The organism is Bdellovibrio sp. HCB185ZH (assembly GCF_047302455.1).
GTDB lineage: Bacteria > Bdellovibrionota > Bdellovibrionia > Bdellovibrionales > Bdellovibrionaceae > Bdellovibrio.
Genome location: NZ_CP178624.1, coordinates 1,184,524 through 1,202,013, shown reverse-complemented (window position 1 = coordinate 1,202,013; position 17,490 = coordinate 1,184,524). Strand labels below are relative to the sequence as shown.

Sequence of the window (17,490 nt, the reverse complement as noted above, 5' to 3'; positions counted from 1 at the left end):
ATGTAAAACTCATATCAAACCTGACGACCCCAGAACTTTCCGTCAAGGCGACATCCCGGAAACACGTCAAGGCACAAATAAAAATGGCCCTGGGGAATGAAGGGTTTCACCAGGGCCTAGAGGGACTCTTGTTCTTAAGGAACTTGTATTTTTAAGGGAAGAGCGAAGGACCATAATTACTCAAGGTGCCTAGTAACACGAGTTAAATGTCCGTAAGCTTTGCTTAATATAATTAAAAAACAGTCATCAAATTCGCATTCCTAACGCCCTGAACGGGAGGTTATCATTGGTCATGCACTTAAAATTTATCTGCGGCTATCTGTTGCTGTTCTTCGGTGGAGCAGTGGCGTGGGCGGTTGAAACTCCACCACCACTACAACAACAGCAACCCACTAAAACCTTGGTGATTTTGTTCGTCAACTCGGGCAATGCCCTGATGGGAAAAGATAATACCGCAATGGTCGTCCGTGCTTTCAATAATCTGGGTTATAAATTGGAATTCCGCTCGGTACCTTTAGGGCGTGGAGCCACAGAAATCACCAAAGATCCCATCGACGGAGAGTTGGTGCGAGTGCGCGAATACGGAGATTTTCATCCTGAATTAGTAAGAGTGGAAGAGCCCATCGCAACAGCGACTTTCTCGATCTATACAAAGCCCGGAAAGAAGATTCCCTGTAATTGGGACGAACTGACGAAATCCGACCTGCGCATAGATTATCAAAGGGGCATTTTCTATTCCGAAATGAATTTCAAAAAGCATCTTTCCGATCGCATCCGAGGAATTGATCACGCAGAACAAATGTTCCAGCGCCTGCGCAGCAATCGATCGGATTTGTTCTTTCTGGACAAACAAAGCGCTGACAATATTCTCCAAAACTCCAAAGAGAAATGGGATCTGGAGCGGGTTTGCGACATTCACTCTGCTCCAACATATATGTATTTGAAGGCCCGCTACGCCGACTTAGCGAAAAAGTTACCCGCAGAGTTTCGTCGAATCAAAAAGGAGTCTGAGCCTCTCAAAAAGAAATGATGTTTTGCGTTACGCTGTCTCGATCCTGGATGTGTGACCAGGGCTGTCTACCAGCATTAAACCAGCACTCTCTAAGTCATTGAATATACACAGCAAAAATAACCACTCTCGCAACCTGAAAAAAAGTAATCGGGCAGCTTGACGGAATGCCATCCGAACCCACATTTATCCTGTGTTATTCAAGCTTTAAACCACGGTTGCCTACAGCAGAAGAAGTTCCAAGTAGGCTGTTATTCAAGGAGATTCAAACATGGGTAAAATCATTGGTATCGACTTAGGGACGACTAACTCATGCGTCGCTATTATGGAAGGCGGAGAAGCCAAAGTTCTTGTGAACGAAGAAGGCGCTCGCACGACTCCCTCAGTTGTTGCTTACACTAAAGACGGTGACCGTCTTGTAGGTCAAATCGCGAAACGTCAGGCTGTGACGAATCCAGAGAACACAATCTACTCTGCGAAACGTTTCATCGGTCGTCGTTTTGAAGAGATCGCTGAAGAAATCAAACTCGTTCCTTACACTGTAGTTGCTAAAGGCAATGACTGTGCATTCAAAGTTCAAGGCAAAAACGTATCTCCAGAAGAGATCGGTGCTGCAGTACTTGCGAAACTTAAAAAAGTTGCAGAAGACTATTTGGGCGAGCCTGTAACTGAAGCAGTTGTCACTGTTCCAGCTTACTTCAACGATGCTCAACGCCAAGCTACTAAAGACGCGGGTCGTATCGCAGGTCTTGAAGTAAAACGTATCATCAATGAGCCAACAGCGGCGGCATTGGCGTACGGTATGGATAAGAAAAAAGAAGAAAAAATCGCTATCTTCGACTTCGGTGGTGGTACATTCGATATCTCCATCCTAGAAGTTGGTGACGGTGTCGTAGAAGTTCGTTCAACGAACGGTGACACTCACTTGGGTGGTGACAACTTCGATACAGTTATCTTGGAATGGTTGATCACTGAGTTCAAAAAAGACCAAGGTATCGATTTGAAAAACGATAAAATGGCTCTTCAACGTTTGAAAGAAGCGGCTGAGAAAGCAAAAATCGAACTTTCATCTGCTCAAGAGACTGAAATCAATCTTCCGTTCATCACGGCAGACCAAACAGGTCCTAAGCATTTGCAAACGAAATTGTCTCGCGCAAAATTCGATCAAATGACTGAAGATCTAGTTAAACGCTCTATGGAGCCTTGCCGCAAAGCTTTGGCTGATGCTGGCTTGAAGGCTTCTGAAATCGACGAAGTTGTATTGGTGGGTGGTTCGACTCGTATCCCTTCCATCCAAAAAGCAGTTAAAGACTTCTTCGGTAAAGAGCCAAACCGCACAGTGAACCCAGACGAAGTTGTTGCGATCGGTGCAGCAGTTCAAGGGGGCGTACTTGCAGGTGACGTGAAAGACGTATTGTTGCTAGACGTAACTCCGCTTTCACTTGGTATCGAAACTTTGGGTGGTGTGATGACTCCGCTTATCGAGCGCAACACAGCGATTCCTACTAAGAAATCACAAGTGTTCTCGACAGCAGCAGACAACCAACCAGCGGTAGACATCCACGTTCTTCAAGGTGAGCGTAAGATGGCTGGCGACAATAAAACACTAGGTCGTTTCGAACTAGTGGGTATTCCACCAGCTCCACGTGGTGTTCCTCAAGTTGAAGTAACATTCGACATGGACGCGAACGGTATCTTGCACGTATCTGCAAAAGATATGTCTTCTGGTAAAACTCAGCAGATCAAAATCACGGCACAAAGTGGTTTGTCTGAAGAGGAAATCAAAAAGGCCGTAGCAGATGCTGAAGGTCATGCTGACGAAGATAAGAAAAAAGCGGAAGCAGTGACTCACAGAAACAACTTGGACAACTTGGTTTACCAAACTGAGAAATTGATCAAGGATTCTGGATCTCAATTGCCTGAAGCTGAAGTTAAAACTGCGAACGATGCAATCGCTGATGCTAAAAAAGTTCTTGAGAACAAAGGCGCATCTGCTGACGAATTGAAAGCAGCTTTCGACAAGCTTCAATCTTTGACTCACACAATGACTTCTGAGCTTTACAAAAAGCAAGGAGCTCAAGGTGATGCTGGTCAAGGTGGCGCACCAGGCGCGGACGCTGGCGGCGAGAAAAAAGCTGAAGGCGACGACGTGATCGACGCAGATTACAAAGACGTGAACTAATCGTTCCGTAATTTAAAAAATCACTAAGCCCCCGGCGGAAACTCCGGGGGCTTTTTTTTGGTGCCAGGTCCTGTTTCGTGTTGCGGTGCGAAGGTATCGCAAAAGGCGCCAAAGGTACGGACACACTTTGTCCATTTTCGAAAGTTTCGGAAATGGACAAAGTGTGTCCGTACCTTTAAGCTTTCTCCAAAGCACAATTTGGAGAGCCCATGGCTATTGAGATTAAGAACTTCTTTGATCCGGCGACATCAACGATGACCTATGTGGTGCATGATCCGGCAAGTCTTGATGCTGTAGTGATCGATCCCGTTTGGGATTATGATCCAGCTTCTTCTAAGCTTTCCAATAAATCTTCTGAAGCGGTGTTGGCTTACATCAAAGAACAAAAACTCACTCCGAAAATGATTCTTGAAACCCATGTGCATGCCGATCATGTGACGGGAGCACAGTTTTTCAAAGAACGCTTTCCCGAGGCTCCGCTTTGCATCGGCGAGCGCATCACCGTTGTTCAAAAAATCTGGCGCGATATGTACGGGTTTGATGAAAAGACCACGGATATTCAAGGCAAAGTTTTTGATCGCTTGTTAAAAGAAAATGAAACGGTGAGTGCAGGAACAATTCAATTCAAAGTTCTGTTCACCCCCGGTCATACGCCGGCTTGTGCTTCTTATCTTTTTGATAACGCCCTCTTCTGCGGCGACACTTTGTTTATGCCTGATTCAGGGACAGGTCGTTGTGATTTCCCTGGCGGATCAGCGAAAGAACTGTATAACTCTATCACGTCAAAAATTTATTCCTTACCGGAAACTACACGGATATTTGTCTGCCATGACTACCAACCCGGCGGACGCGAAATACAGTGTCAAACATCTGTCGCTGACGAAAAAGATAAAAACATTCAGCTAAGTCGTAATACAACGGAAGAGCAATACGTTGAGTTCCGCACGAAACGTGATGCAACTTTGCCAACACCAAAATTGTTGCTGCCAAGTTTGCAAATCAACATTCGCGCAGGGCAATTGCCCCCAGCGGATGATCAGGGAAAACGTTACTTAAAGATCCCGGTGTTAACGATTTAAAAAACCACCACGGAGGATTGCAGTGCAAGAAAGTATCTTCATGGCGCTCGCAGGGGGAGCCATCATCGGACTCTCCACCGCGCTGTTTTTAATCCTGAATGGCCGAGTCACTGGCATCAGCAGTATTTTAAATGGACTTTTTACCTATGATGCCAGCGACTATTGGTGGCGTCTGTTTTTTGTTGCAGGTCTTGTCATCGGTGGCACGACTTTGACGATCTTTCATCCTGAATTGTTTGAATCCATGCCTAACAGAAATTCTGTTTTGATTATGATCGCAGGCGTTCTGGTGGGATTCGGAACAGTCCTGGGGAGTGGCTGCACCAGTGGGCACGGGATCTGCGGTGTCGCCAGGCTTTCCACTCGTTCCATCTTAGCGACGGTTTCTTTCATGGTCGTAGGAATGCTGATGGCAAATTTCATTCGCTGGGTAGTGGGGTTATAGATGGAAAAGTTTAAAAACCTCCGCAATCTGTCAGCGCTTTTCGTGGGATTTATTTTCGCGATCGGTTTGGGAATTTCAGGCATGACTCAACCCAAAAAGGTCATTGCATTTTTGACGTTCGATTCCAATTGGGATCCAAGTCTCTTGTTCGTAATGGTGGGTGCGATTCCAGTCCATGCATTCGCGTATTACTTGCTTCGTCATAAAAAATCACCGCTCTTTGATTCGAAATTTCATATACCAACCAAAACAGAAATTACTAAGCCCCTCATCATAGGCAGTATGATTTTTGGATTAGGTTGGGGACTTGCAGGTTATTGCCCGGGCCCCGCAGTGACCTCGGTCGGAGCAGGTTCTGTGTCCGCAGCTATTTTTACGTTCAGTATGCTCTCTGGAATGTTGATTTTTCGAATCGCGGAAAGATGGGAAGAGGTCCGCAAAAAGCGTTGACCGATAATCAAATGAGAATAGGATAAAAGCTCGATCCGTCCTCTGAGGACTGACACGAAGGAGCAGCCTATGCACAAAGAAGTTTATCCTATCAATCCTTCCCTCGAAAAAAACGCCATTATCACTCCTGAAAAATACAAAAGCATGTATCAGAAATCCGTGCAAGATCCTGAAGGCTTTTGGGCAGAACAAGCCGAACGCCTGCATTGGTTTAAAAAATGGGACAAAGTTAAAAATACTTCGTTCAAAAAACCGGTGAACATTAAATGGTTTGAAGGTGGAAAACTGAACGTTGCCTATAACTGCATCGATCGTCACTTGGCAACCAAAGCAGATAAAACCGCTTTGATCTGGGAAGCGGATGACATTAACACCACAGCCAAAAAAATCACCTACAAGCAACTCCACCAGGAAGTCTGCCGCTTTTCCAATGTTCTAAAAAAGATGGGCGTAAAAAAAGGCGATGTGGTAACGATCTACATGCCAATGATTTTGGAAGCAGTTTACGCGATGCTGGCTTGTGCGCGTATCGGTGCGGTTCACTCGGTGGTCTTTGGTGGTTTCGCGCCAGATTCGATCAGCGATCGCTTGCTTGATGGTAAATCCAAATTCATCATCACCGCAGATTCAGGATTCCGTGGAGGTAAATCCGTTCCACTCAAAGACAATGTCGATAAGGCCGTTGCGAAAGCTGGCATCGTTGAAAAAGTTTTGGTCGTGAAATACTCAAACTCTCCCGTGCAAATGAATGCGGTCGATGTTTGGTATCACGATATGGTTCAAGGTGTGAGCGATCAGTGCGAAGTCGAACAAATGGATGCTGAAGATCCTCTCTTCATTCTTTATACGTCCGGCTCTACAGGAAAACCCAAAGGTGTCTTGCATACAACGGGCGGATACTTACTGTGGGCAAGTGTTACTCACCAATACGTATTCGATTATCATGACAAAGATATTTACTGGTGCTCGGCCGACGTGGGTTGGGTCACTGGTCATAGCTACATCGTGTATGGTCCTCTCGCAAATGCGGCGACGACACTTTTCTTTGAAGGTGTTCCAAACTATCCGACACCGTCACGTTTTTGGCAGATCATCGAAAAACACAAAGTGAATTTGTTTTATACTTCTCCCACGGCATTGCGCTCGCTGATGCGTGAAGGGGAAAAATGGGTGAAGGACTGTGATCGCTCCTCCTTAAGAATTCTTGGAACAGTGGGCGAGCCAATCAATCCCGAAGCGTGGGTATGGTATTACGAAGTTGTCGGTGATAGCCGTTGTCCGATCATGGATACCTGGTGGCAAACGGAAACGGGTGGTTTTATGATCACGCCGATGCCGGGTGCGACTCCACTAAAACCTGGTTCTGCAACTTTGCCTTTCTTTGGTGTGCAACCTCATTTGCTAACACCGGAAGGTAAGAAAATTGACGGTGCTGGTGAAGGAGTTTTGGCGATTGCTGATTCGTGGCCGGGCCAAATGCGCACAGTTTATGGCGATCACAAACGATTCGAAGAAACTTATTTCTCGGCGTACCCAGGATATTATTTCACGGGAGACGGCTGTCGCCGTGATCAAGATGGTTATTACTGGATCACGGGCCGTGTGGATGATGTGATCAATGTCTCCGGTCATCGCATGGGAACAGCTGAAGTGGAGTCTGCTTTGGTTTCAAACCATAACGTCGCAGAGGCGGCAGTTGTGGGCTATCCTCACGATATCAAGGGCCAGGGGATTTACGCATTCGTGACGCTGAAAACGGGCATCACACCGTCAGAAGACCTGCGTAAAGAGCTGATTCAGACGGTTCGTAAAGAGATTGGGCCGATCGCGACTCCTGATTTGATCCAGTGGGCGCCGCGTTTGCCAAAGACCCGGTCGGGCAAAATCATGCGTCGAATTTTGCGAAAAATCGCGGAAAATCAACCAGATCAGCTAGGTGACATTACGACACTTTCTGAGCCGGGAGTGGTTCAGGAGCTAGTAGACAACCGAATGAACAAGTGATAGGTTCCTGGGCATGACTACACGCATGATCACTCTTATCGTAATGGTTTTGGCTGCGGCATTTTCTCGTATGATCCCGCATCCTTGGAATTTCACGGCTGTTGGTGCCATGGCTTTGTTCGGTGGCGCTTATTTCTCTGACAAAAGATTGTCGATGGCACTTCCCTTGGCAGCTTTGATGTTGAGTGATCTGTTCTTGGGTGGTTTTCACTCCACAACATTCTTTGTCTATGCCGCTTTCGCGTTGATCGTGATGATGGGTTGGTATTTGACTGAGAAAAAATCAGTGCCTCGCATCGGTGGTTTAGCGTTGGTTGCAAGTTCGGTATTTTTCCTAATTTCAAACTTCGGTGTTTGGATCATGGATGGTATGTATGCTCCGACTTTCCAAGGTTTGGTTCAGTGCTACGTCGCTGCGATCCCATTCTTTGGTTATCAAGTGGCAGGGGACTTGTTCTTCTCTGCAGTGATGTTCGGTGGTTATGAGTTGGTGAAAAAGTACGCTTTCTCTCCAGCTGGTAAATTAGCGTAGTCCTTTCGAAATTTTTAATTGAAGTGAGCAACTCCGACGGAGTCGGAGGGTATGCAAGTCAAAGACTCCCGTTTGGGAGTCTTTTTGTTTGTGGTGATATGAGTTCGGTAAAATTAGGTCTGCATAGACCCATCCTAAATGGCAAAGTTAATTTCCCTCTGTGCTTGGCGCCGATGGTGGGGCTGACCCACGTGGCTTTGCGTGAAGTGATGCGTGAGTATTTGCCGGAGGGCGCTTATACGATCTGGCCGACAGAGATGTTAAATTCTCGCCGTATCCCTGATGAAAATCTTGAAACGACTCCCGAAACAATGCGCGCAGCGCACGAGCCCGGCCTGGTTCCACAAATTCTTGGTAACGAAGAGCAAGCCATCGCCGACAGCGTAAAACGTCTGATCGAGTGGGGCGCGGAAGCCATCGACATCAACATGGGTTGTCCCGTGCAAAAAGCTTTAAAGCATAACTACGGTGTGGCCCTGATGGGTGACCCGAATTACGCAGCGGAAGTTGTGCGCATGACCGTCAAAAATTCGACGGTTCCTGTCAGTGTTAAATTGCGTGCAGTGGGTTCGACAAAAGAGTTGGACGAGTTGCTAACGTTCGTTGCGGGCTTAAGAAATTCAGGTGCTTCGTGGGTGTGTTTGCATCCACGCACAGCCGCGCAAAAGCGTCGTGGCTGGGCAGACTGGGAGCAAATCAAACTTTTGCATGCGGCGGTGGATTTCCCAGTTATCGGGAACGGAGACGTACAAACCGTTGAAGACGCTGTTTTGATGTTAACTGAAACGGGCTGTGACATGGCGATGTCAGGCCGTGCCTTGGCCGCTCGTCCCTGGATGCTGTGGCAATTGGGTGAGGAGTTAGGCTTTGCCGCTCCAGCTGGCAAAGAGGGCCTGAGAGCTCCGCGCACCGCTGAAGAAGAAGGTGCTGAATACGGTCGCGTGCTAGTGAAACTTATCGAACGCAGTCGCCATTATTTTGGCGAAGAGCGCGCGATGAGAAAAGTGCGCTTCTATGTGCGCACAACCAGCGTGTGGTTGGCCTTCGGCAATGCCCTGACGGGTGTCTGCGCCAAAGCCCGTAACGTTGACGAAATGCTCGAAGGTGTCGCAAAGTTCTTCGCAGTTCCGCACGAGATGTGCTTGCGTACTGAACTTCGGCAATAAGTTTTATATATTATTGTTCACCGTACTTTACGGAAGCCTTCGAGTTCTCACAGCCGTGCGCTTGGGAGCTATCACTCCCAAGAATTTGATCCAATTTTCTACCAAACTCCAGTTCATGCGGTGCTGCTTGATTCACTTGATTGAGGGCTGCCGCTAAAGTTAGCTTGCCTGCGCAGTATTCATTCCACGGAGCTAGGGATTGATCAGGGCGGAACTCCGAGAAAGCTTTACCAATTTTTTGAATAATCTCGTTGTCACTAGAAGTGGCCTTCATCATCAAAGCCATCGCCTTGTTTTCTTCATTCATCATCGAAAGAAAGCGACCTTCTCCGCAAATATAGTCCTTGGCATAGCTTACGTAATTTATATCCTTCGTAGCTTCAATAGCGACAGAGTAGGTTTGTCCTCCTGGCAGTAAATCTTTGGCTCTGACAGCATGGCAATCAATTCTGTCTAAGGGAGCCCCAAAGCCAGCAAAAGCGCTCGAAGAGAAAATCAAAATCATCATAGGAAATGCGAGAAATTTAACTTTAGCAGTAGGAATCGACACAAAGGCCTCGTTGTTGATTGATGACTGATAGAGCAATCAAGAGGCCAAATTGATTACGGTCTGAACCGCCGGGGAGCACTTCGCAATTGTCCACGGAAGTGACAGGAGCCTAAAATCGTCTCTGACTTCAATTATTAAATCTATACTGGTGGAGTAGGGGCTACTTTTTTGAAAACCCAGTAAGGGCTCTTCGCCTTCACCGTTTTCAAGTTATACTTCTGAGCAAACCACTGCATCGTCTTTTCAGAAAAGAACGACACGTGAGTCAGATCGCGGCGATAATGCCAGTCATGAAAGTGCGCCTCGCCCTTGTGAGCGGAAGTCATCACGGCAAGAATGCCACCATTTTTTAGCATACGCAGTTGTTGTTCGATATCGATCTTCGGATTTTGCAAATGCTCCCAAACTTCGGTGGATGTCACGATGTTATAAGTTTTCTTTAAAGCATCCTGATCCGGCTGATAGTACAAATCATAGTTTGTGACTTGATAGTCCTTCGCCACAAAGCAAGCACCCAAAAATGCCGTGGGACCACAGCCGTAATCCAAAAGCTGAAGTTCACTCGGAGCTTTTCCAGACTTTGCGGCGTACTCTTCAACATCTTTCATCAACGGCGAAAGAAATGCGCGGTAACCTGCTTGATCCTCATTTTGGTGAAAATCATAGCGAGCTTTTTCCTCGACAGCGGTCATGCGTTCCTCAGGAGCCATAAATATCAAATCACAATGATCGCAGTGAAAATAACTGCGCTCAGGTTTTTTTGTGACCTTGAAACGGGCTGAATCTGGGTTTTCGCAGAGTAGACACTTCATACTGTTCAAGACCTTGTCCTTTTATGCAAATTATGTCAAAAAGAAACTGGAAAGAGGTGTCACATGGCTAAAGTGCTTATGTATAAAAAGAATCCATGCCCTTACTGTGATCGCGCAACGACCTTTATGCAGAATAAAGGTATCGATTTTGAAGTGATCGACCTCACTGACAAACCTGAAGAAATTGATCGCATCAAAAACGAAACGGGATGGAGAACGGTTCCCATCATTCTGATCAACGGCAAACTCGTCGGTGGTTACACAGATTTGAAAGCTCTCGATGAAGAGGGCAAACTTGATGAAATGTTAAAAGACTGATTTCATCCTACTTAAGACTGGGTTTCACTCGGGCGTCCTTACGATTCCCCTGTGAAACAAGTCCAGTTCCATTCTTCCTCTCAGTTAGGTTTTCTCCATCTGATACACCCAAGCTAAACTATAAAAGTGTCTAGATTTTACAGCAGTTGCAAAGTTTCTTCGCAGCTGAGTCCAATCTAAAGCAGGTAGGACGGGTCCCTAACTTGCAGTACTTTTCAGAATGCTAAAGGGAAGATTTCTTATGAAGTCCATTCTAACGATTTTAGTTGCTATTCTTGCGGGCGAGTCTGCTTTTGCACTTTGCCCGGGTAATATTGCAACCACAACTCTGTACAATATGGATGGGCTTTCGCGCCAAGGTTGCAAAACCGGCAGAGGCAAAGCCGGGACTTGTATCATTCCTTTTATTTCCATCGCTGCCGATGAGGATCATAACCGTATGGGCACTATCATTTCCATGCCTGGAATGCATGGCAAAAAGGTAAAGCTGCCTAATGGGAAAATAGTCTCGCATCCAGGATATTTTTTAATTGAAGATACGGGTGGCGCTGTCCAAGGCCGCAATAAATTTGATTTCTTCGTGGGAAATCCTCCTGTGAATGCCACGTCCTTTGGTAACGTGGAAAATCAAGATGTTCCACTGGTAGACAAAACTGTTTGTATTGATGCTAAAAAGTTTGTGAAAATTCCCAAGTACAAACCTTCTGAAATGAAAAAGAGAGAAGAAGACCGTATGATCAATCCAGAATATAAAAGAGCCGTGCGCAAAATGGAGGTTTTCTGGAAAGCCGCCAAATTGAAACGCCCGGATCTGGAGGAAGTCATTCAAAGTGCAGGTCCGGAAGCGGCCCCATCTTCAACTCGTTCTGGATCAGGGGTGCAATAATGAAAAAGTTTATTTGCCTTATGATGATCTTGAATTTGAGTGTGTTTGCCCAAGCAAATTCTCAAATCGCCAAGGAAGAAGTCGCTGAAACGGAAGATGGTCCTTTTTATGTAATGGACTATGATGAATTTAAAAATATCACCAAAGAGCAAAAGGCTTATTACTTGGGAAAATTGATTGTGGAGATTCCAAAAGTCTCTGAGTTAAAAGATATTTCCAAAGATGATATTCTCGCTGCGGGTAAAAGCCTGCAGAAGTGGAGTGACATGTCCCAAAAAATCGGCAAGGTATGCTACAGCAAATCGGCACCAGCTTCCTGCCAAGGCCTCAGGAAGGCACGTAATGATGCCTTCCATCAGGGAGAAAAGCGCTAGTTCTAAAACTGCGACTTTCTCTCCAAAACGTACAAATAAGTTCCAGTTCCGAAATCTGCGCCGCCCCCGGTACAGATGCGAATGTCTTCATCGACATAGGTGTTCGCTAAAAATCCTTTTTTACCAATCGGGCCGGGTGTGGGGATCTTATCGTAAGATCCAACCTCCGCACGCATTGCCAGCAGATAGGATTCTCTTCCTGCAGCCACCCAGTTTGGTGAACCCACCGATTTTGTGAATTCGATATTTAGCTTATCCGTATCAATCGCAAATTTTCCGCGCAAAAATCCCATGGCTTCAACACCCGCTATTTTATTTTTAGCCACATTCCAATAATAGCCATCAGGAAAGACGACTTGAAAAACAGCGTTGGCTAAAGCGCCTGCGCCTGGAATGCCACCACCGGGTCCGTCAGCCCATACTTGCTGCCACGATCCCACGACCTGGGGAAGTTTTTCTGTTTCGGTGCGAGCGGGGACGAGGCTTACGAGTTCTGCGACCAGAGGATCTAACTGCGCTCGCACATCGGCACTGTTGTCGTCACCGTCATACTCTCCTTGAGCAGCGTGAGAGATTTCCAAGATCTGTTGTTTAAGTTCTGCTACGCGATCACGGCTGCCTCCAGCGAAGGCCTGGGAGGTAATCCCCAAAGTCAGTGCCATCACCATCATTGCAAATAAACGTCTCATTTTCATACAGGACCTCCTTGAAATCCTGAGTATGAGTGTTTCATTTCAGCATGAATAGTGAAGTTGAGGTGTTTTCTGGCAGTCTGAACAGATGTTTGGAGTCACATGAAGGAATTTTGACATCTTCCCTCTGAGAATCGCTATATTTCAACTCGCAAATTGCCGATTAGTTTGTAATCAAAAAGTGTTCAAGGAAGTTGATTGCAAGTGCGCGTTTTCATCATCATTTCCATACTCCTGTTCGTCACACATTCGTGGGCTGTTTCCACTGTGGGTGTACTGGCTGCGTGCACGCAAGAGAAGTGTTCTCCTTCCTCATCGTCCAGTGTTCTTGCGCAGTTTGCGAACCAATGTGCGATTGAAAGTAAAGCATTGAAATGTGATGAGCTCGCATCGGAAAACTCTGCGCAGGCCGGGTTGATCCGTAAATGTGATGTGTCCCAACTGTGTTCACAAGCAGAGGAAAGCACAGCGACAGAAGAAATGAAGTCCTGTGTTCGCGGCTATACAAACTCCCTCATCGACACGGGCGTTGCTTTAAAGGACATGGTCGTCGGATTTGGTAATCAAATTGATGCGACTTGGGAGAATATAAAAGCCAGCGAAAAACTCCGCTCAGAATTTATCTCACAGTGTAATCAGTCTTTGGCGTGCAAAAAGGATCTGGTGAAAGATGATCCGCGCTATGCCTCGATGTCTGATCAGGAGTTGGGAAAAATTTCTGCGACGGCCCTGTTCGTTCAAGTTCAGGATCGTAAAGCCTATATGCAATCTATGCATCGAAGTGTCCCGAATACCAAGCCACCAGAAATGCATCCTAAGGACAATGAGCTGACAGAATCCCAAAAGGCCAAGCTTGCGGATTTGTCTGCAATCATCAAAGCGAAACTTAAAAAAGAATATCAGAAATTCAATTGCTATACTCCTAACGCTCAGGCCGAAATGGCTTGTTATGCCGTGGGGCAGGTGATTGATCCCACGTTGCTAGCGGGTGCCGCGTTCAAGGGGGCTCGCGCAATTAAAGCTTTAAGTAAAGTGGAAGTCCTTGATGCGGAATCCGCGAGAGTCGCCGCCGCAGAAAAAGTCGTCGCGTCCCGACACTTTACGGGCCGCGCAGATTTTATTAAAAAATACGTAGAGTATAATCCAACGACCGTTGCCCAAAATGAAAAATTCATCGCGTTGGCTGAAAAAGGCAAGGACGCCAATGCGTATTTCGTGAATATCGAAAACAGCCAGATGAAGTTTTTAAATGACAGTTTGAAAGACAAGAATCTTGTGACCAGTCTTACAAACTTTCACAAAGACCTTGTTTTAAAGCGCATGGAAGAACTGCAAAAGGAATTCCCGGAACTAAAAATTTCTGAGTATTCTGATTTCAAATCATTACGCTTTGCCTTTGAGGGTCAAGTTCCAAAGGATCTGGAAAAACGTTTAGCGGCTGTTTTCAAAGAATCTAATGACGAGTTTGCAAAATACATGAAAGACAATGGTCTTCTGCGTACCTCGGATACTCCCCAAGATTATTTCAAGGCGGGGTACGGGAGAACTGCTGATGAAGCCGGTATAGCCGCTCGCTATGCCAGAAAAACGGAACCGGGTGAACTGGTCTCCTATAAAGATTCAAGATTGAAATCTGATTTAAATGCCAAAGTCCAATCCGTCGAGCAAGATCGCGTTTCTTTGCAACAGCAATTGGGACAAACAAAAATGGTCGATGGCGATACCTTTAAGCCTGAAGTTTTCGATATCGTTCGTAAGAATATGGGTGACTCTGCCGCGATTAAATCCGCTTTGTCGAATCGCTATAAGCTTTCGACTCTTTCAGATAAATCCGTGGAAGACCTGCAGCGCTATGTAAAAACCAGTGATGAGTTTTCACCGGGTCTTATGATCGCTAAACGTGAAAGTGCCAATTTGAATGATGCGGCTCAAGGTGGCTTCACCATGGACTTTGTGGGACTGGGTGCAAGCAATATGAAAGGCACAGCAGATGCATTGGCTAAATCCAAAGATCTGGATACAGCTTTAAATGAAGCCCGCAAAGCTGAAAAAGCAGTGACCAACGACGTGAACACGCAAAAACAGTTTTTTACTAAAGTGGTCACAGAATCTGTTGAGCCTGGGAAAATTAAATCCGTCTGCTCCGGAGATGACTGTGTTGCCATCGCAACCAAGCCCCTTAATGAGCAAGAAAAAGTAAAAGTCCTAAGTCGGGTGGCTGATAGCAAGTATGCTTCAAAAATGCGCTTTGCTTTTGTTAACGACGGGGTTAAGTCAGCCGAAACCAGAAATTCACTCAGCACGCATGGGGAGTCGATCGAAAAACTTCTGCGTAAAAACTTGGGCTCTGTTATGGATCCCAATAAGCTTGAAGGTGTTACGTTCGGTATAGACATGCGCACGGATACACTTAATCAGGGCTCCGTAAAACTATTAATGGGGCAAAGCCCTGACCTTTATCTGACCAAGCTTGAACAAAAGCGAATCAAAGAAGCATTCAAACAATCCGTCGCTGAGTTCAATAAGGCGGCAGCTAAAAATGGACCTGCTGCTCGATACGAGGCGTCTCCTTAATCTTTACACAATTGTTTTATACTCTAATTACGAGCTGCGGAATGCCCGCCGGAAGTTTGACTTCCCCTCGTATTCCAGAGCTAATGGTAAGTGTAAGAAAGAGGATCTGCCATGCGTTCTTGCAGAGTATTTTTAATCACGATTTCGATGACGGTGTGCTCGTCACTGGTGTGGGCGCAGCAGCCTTTGACGTTTCAAGATGCTATTAGCATGGTTAAGAAAAACAATGCTGATTTGCAGTTTTCAGAACGATCTTTAGAAGCCAGCAAATTCACGGTTGAAAGTAATAAAAGCGGTTATTTCCCACAGCTTTCAGCAAACTTGGGTTATGCGCAAACGGGTACAACTGATAATACGACTGGAACGGATTCCTCCTCTGGGGGAGCTTATTCTGCGTATTTAAGTGCTTCGCAAAATGTGTTTAAGGGCTTTGCGGACTCCTCTAAAATTGACCAGGCACGTGGGCAGATGAAGGTATCCGATGCGGCTTTGCGTACGACTCGTTCGCAAGTGAGCTATGATTTGAAATCAGCTTTTGCATCAGCGATCTTTGCGACGGATTCGATTAAAATTTCTGAAGATATCGTGAAACGTCGAAACGACAATTTACGTATCGTCCAATTGCGCTATGAAAGTGGCCGGGAAAACAAAGGCTCGTTGCTTTTATCTCAAGCCAATTACAAGCAAGCGCAACTGGATAATCTAAAAGCTAAACATGATCAGGAAACAAGTCAGGCGGACTTAAAAAAAGTGATTGGTGTTGATAGTGATGAACCACTGAATATCAAGGAAGAGATTCCTTTAATGGCTCCTCCATCCAAAGAGCCTGATTTTAAATCCATCGCATCCTTGACTCCAGATCGCCAAACGTATCAGGCTCAGGTTGAAGTTTCTGAAGCGGCTCTTAAAAGTGCTCGTTCAGGATTTTTCCCAAGTCTGGATCTTTCTGCAACCATGGGTGATTACGGGAATAATTTTTATCCGAACAACCAGGATCGTTGGACTTTGGGGGCGACTTTGACTTTGCCACTGTTTAACGGGGGGCGCGATTACTACGCGACGAAAAGTCAGACCTCATCGTTGTATGCCGCAAAAAGCAATCTTGCGGGCATTGACCGCACGCTGTTATCGACATTGAAGAAATCTTATAAGGATTACGTCGAAGCCGTCGAACAATTGGCGGTCTATGAAGCCTTTGTGCAGGCCGCTCGCACTCGCGCTGATATTGCGCGCGCAAAGTATAATAACGGTCTGATGTCTTTTGAAGACTGGGACAATATCGAAAACGATTTGATCAATAAAACCAAACTGTATCTGACTTCCAAGCGGGATCGCATTGTTGCAGAAGCCGCGTGGGAAAGAGCTCAAGGTGTGGGAGCGTTGCTATGAAGAATTTATTTAAAAACAAAATCACCTGGGCTGTTGTTGCAGTGTTAGTTCTGGGTGGCGGCGGGTACTACTACTGGAATCAAAGTAAGCAGAATCAAGTGACTTATAAACGCTTGCCTTTGAAAAAGGACAACATCGAAGTCACGATTTTGGCGACGGGCACGGTGCAACCTGAAAACCGTCTGGAGATCAAAGCTCCGGTGGCGGGACGAATGGAACAGGTCTTGGTTCGTGAAGGTCAGAAAGTATATAAGGGGCAAGTCATTGCCATTATGAGTTCGACTGAACGAGCGGCGATGCTGGATGCCGCCCGCGCAAAAGGTGCTGACGAGTATAAACGTTGGGCGGATCTGTATCTGGCCACGCCGATAATGGCGCCGATTTCGGGAACAATCATTTTAAGAAGTGTTGAACCCGGTCAAACTTTCACCACGACTGACGCTATTTTGACGATGTCAGATCGCTTAACCGTCAAAGCGCAGGTGGATGAAACTGATATCTCGCAAATTAAATTGAAAGAACAGGCCGAGATTGTACTTGATGCTTACCCTGGAGAGAAAATTAAGGCAACGGCGGACCAGATCGCCTTTGACTCAAAAACCGTTAACAGTGTGACGACCTATATCGTCGATGCCTTGCCGGAAGGTAAAACTCCCGAGTTCATGCGTTCAGGTATGACTGCAAACGTGACTTTTTATGTGAAAAATAAAAAAGACATTCTGGTGGTGGCAAGTGAGGCCCTGCGTGTGCAAAACGGTGCTACTTACTTGATGATCCAAGGAGCTGACGGTAAGCCTCAGAACCGCGAAGTTAAAGTCGGTATCACCGACGGAAAACTGACCGAGATCTTAGAGGGTGCTGAAGAGGGCGAGATTGCCATGGTTCAGGAAGTGAAATTGTCTTCCGGTGGTAAGCAAGGATCGAATCCTTTTTCACCATTCGGCAGCAAAGGTGGCAGCAGTCGTAAATCCGGCGGTGGTGCCGGCGGGCCACCACCAAGATAGTTTTGAATTTTTAATCGTTTGATT

17 protein-coding genes are annotated in these 17,490 nt (G+C 46.2%); 14 read left to right on the top strand and 3 right to left on the bottom strand.

Annotated features, from left to right (window positions below):
• Positions 1-292 precede the first annotated feature (292 nt).
• From ACLSU7_RS05820 to ACLSU7_RS05785, 8 genes are all read left to right on the top strand, one after another.
• Positions 293-1,030, top strand: coding sequence for a hypothetical protein (locus ACLSU7_RS05820; RefSeq protein WP_413294614.1), 738 nt, complete (start codon positions 293-295; stop codon positions 1,028-1,030).
• 250 nt (positions 1,031-1,280) lie between these two features.
• Complete coding sequence (gene dnaK, locus ACLSU7_RS05815; protein WP_413294613.1) at positions 1,281-3,191, top strand: molecular chaperone DnaK; 1,911 nt, start codon at positions 1,281-1,283, stop codon at positions 3,189-3,191.
• Between the two features lie 209 nt (positions 3,192-3,400).
• On the top strand, positions 3,401-4,270 hold the full coding sequence (locus ACLSU7_RS05810) for an MBL fold metallo-hydrolase (RefSeq protein WP_413294612.1): 870 nt from the start codon (positions 3,401-3,403) through the stop codon (positions 4,268-4,270).
• Positions 4,271-4,292: 22 nt separating this feature from the next.
• Entirely contained in the window at positions 4,293-4,715 is a 423-nt protein-coding gene (locus tag ACLSU7_RS05805; protein WP_413294611.1) for a YeeE/YedE family protein, read from the top strand.
• On the top strand, positions 4,716-5,165 hold the full coding sequence (locus ACLSU7_RS05800; RefSeq protein ID WP_413294610.1) for a DUF6691 family protein: 450 nt from the start codon (positions 4,716-4,718) through the stop codon (positions 5,163-5,165).
• A gap of 69 nt (positions 5,166-5,234) precedes the next feature.
• A complete protein-coding gene (gene acs / locus ACLSU7_RS05795; protein WP_413294609.1) occupies positions 5,235-7,169 on the top strand; it encodes an acetate--CoA ligase in 1,935 nt (644 codons plus the stop codon).
• A gap of 13 nt (positions 7,170-7,182) precedes the next feature.
• The gene (locus tag ACLSU7_RS05790; RefSeq protein ID WP_413294608.1) at positions 7,183-7,701 is read left to right on the top strand and encodes a DUF6580 family putative transport protein; all 519 of its coding nucleotides are present in this window, start codon (positions 7,183-7,185) and stop codon (positions 7,699-7,701) included.
• Between the two features lie 98 nt (positions 7,702-7,799).
• Positions 7,800-8,867 carry a tRNA-dihydrouridine synthase family protein gene (locus ACLSU7_RS05785; protein WP_413294607.1) on the top strand — a complete coding sequence of 356 codons (1,068 nt, stop codon included), beginning with the start codon at positions 7,800-7,802 and terminating at the stop codon, positions 8,865-8,867.
• A gap of 10 nt (positions 8,868-8,877) precedes the next feature.
• On the opposite strand, the gene ACLSU7_RS05780 is transcribed toward ACLSU7_RS05785, so the two are convergent.
• Together ACLSU7_RS05780 and ACLSU7_RS05775 are read right to left on the bottom strand one after the other, a co-directional pair.
• Entirely contained in the window at positions 8,878-9,417 is a 540-nt protein-coding gene (locus ACLSU7_RS05780) for a hypothetical protein (RefSeq protein WP_413294606.1), read from the bottom strand.
• A gap of 140 nt (positions 9,418-9,557) precedes the next feature.
• On the bottom strand, positions 9,558-10,229 hold the full coding sequence (locus ACLSU7_RS05775; protein WP_413294605.1) for a class I SAM-dependent methyltransferase: 672 nt from the start codon (positions 10,227-10,229) through the stop codon (positions 9,558-9,560).
• Positions 10,230-10,292: 63 nt separating this feature from the next.
• Between ACLSU7_RS05775 and ACLSU7_RS05770 the strand changes: the two genes are divergently transcribed.
• From ACLSU7_RS05770 to ACLSU7_RS05760, 3 genes are all read left to right on the top strand, one after another.
• Positions 10,293-10,547: a glutaredoxin domain-containing protein gene (locus tag ACLSU7_RS05770; RefSeq protein WP_413294604.1), complete on the top strand. Its 255-nt coding sequence runs from the start codon at positions 10,293-10,295 to the stop codon at positions 10,545-10,547.
• Positions 10,548-10,788: 241 nt separating this feature from the next.
• Complete coding sequence (locus ACLSU7_RS05765; protein ID WP_413294603.1) at positions 10,789-11,433, top strand: 3D domain-containing protein; 645 nt, start codon at positions 10,789-10,791, stop codon at positions 11,431-11,433.
• Positions 11,433-11,807 (top strand): hypothetical protein, encoded by a 375-nt coding sequence (locus ACLSU7_RS05760; RefSeq protein ID WP_413294602.1) that lies wholly within the window; start codon positions 11,433-11,435, stop codon positions 11,805-11,807. Before ACLSU7_RS05765 ends, ACLSU7_RS05760 begins: the two co-directional genes overlap by 1 nt.
• Before the next feature lie 2 nt (positions 11,808-11,809).
• On the opposite strand, the gene ACLSU7_RS05755 is transcribed toward ACLSU7_RS05760, so the two are convergent.
• A complete protein-coding gene (locus ACLSU7_RS05755; RefSeq protein ID WP_413294601.1) occupies positions 11,810-12,502 on the bottom strand; it encodes a PAP/fibrillin family protein in 693 nt (230 codons plus the stop codon).
• Positions 12,503-12,703: 201 nt separating this feature from the next.
• On the opposite strand from ACLSU7_RS05755, the gene ACLSU7_RS05750 reads away from it, so the two are divergent.
• The 3 genes from ACLSU7_RS05750 (at position 12,704) to ACLSU7_RS05740 (ending at position 17,466) form a co-directional block, all read left to right on the top strand.
• Positions 12,704-15,073: a hypothetical protein gene (locus ACLSU7_RS05750; RefSeq protein WP_413294600.1), complete on the top strand. Its 2,370-nt coding sequence runs from the start codon at positions 12,704-12,706 to the stop codon at positions 15,071-15,073.
• Positions 15,074-15,184: 111 nt separating this feature from the next.
• Positions 15,185-16,462, top strand: a complete 1,278-nt coding sequence (locus ACLSU7_RS05745) for a TolC family protein (protein ID WP_413294599.1) — start codon at positions 15,185-15,187, stop codon at positions 16,460-16,462.
• On the top strand, positions 16,459-17,466 hold the full coding sequence (locus ACLSU7_RS05740; RefSeq protein ID WP_413294598.1) for an efflux RND transporter periplasmic adaptor subunit: 1,008 nt from the start codon (positions 16,459-16,461) through the stop codon (positions 17,464-17,466). Before ACLSU7_RS05745 ends, ACLSU7_RS05740 begins: the two co-directional genes overlap by 4 nt.
• The last annotated feature ends 24 nt before the right edge of the window (positions 17,467-17,490 follow it).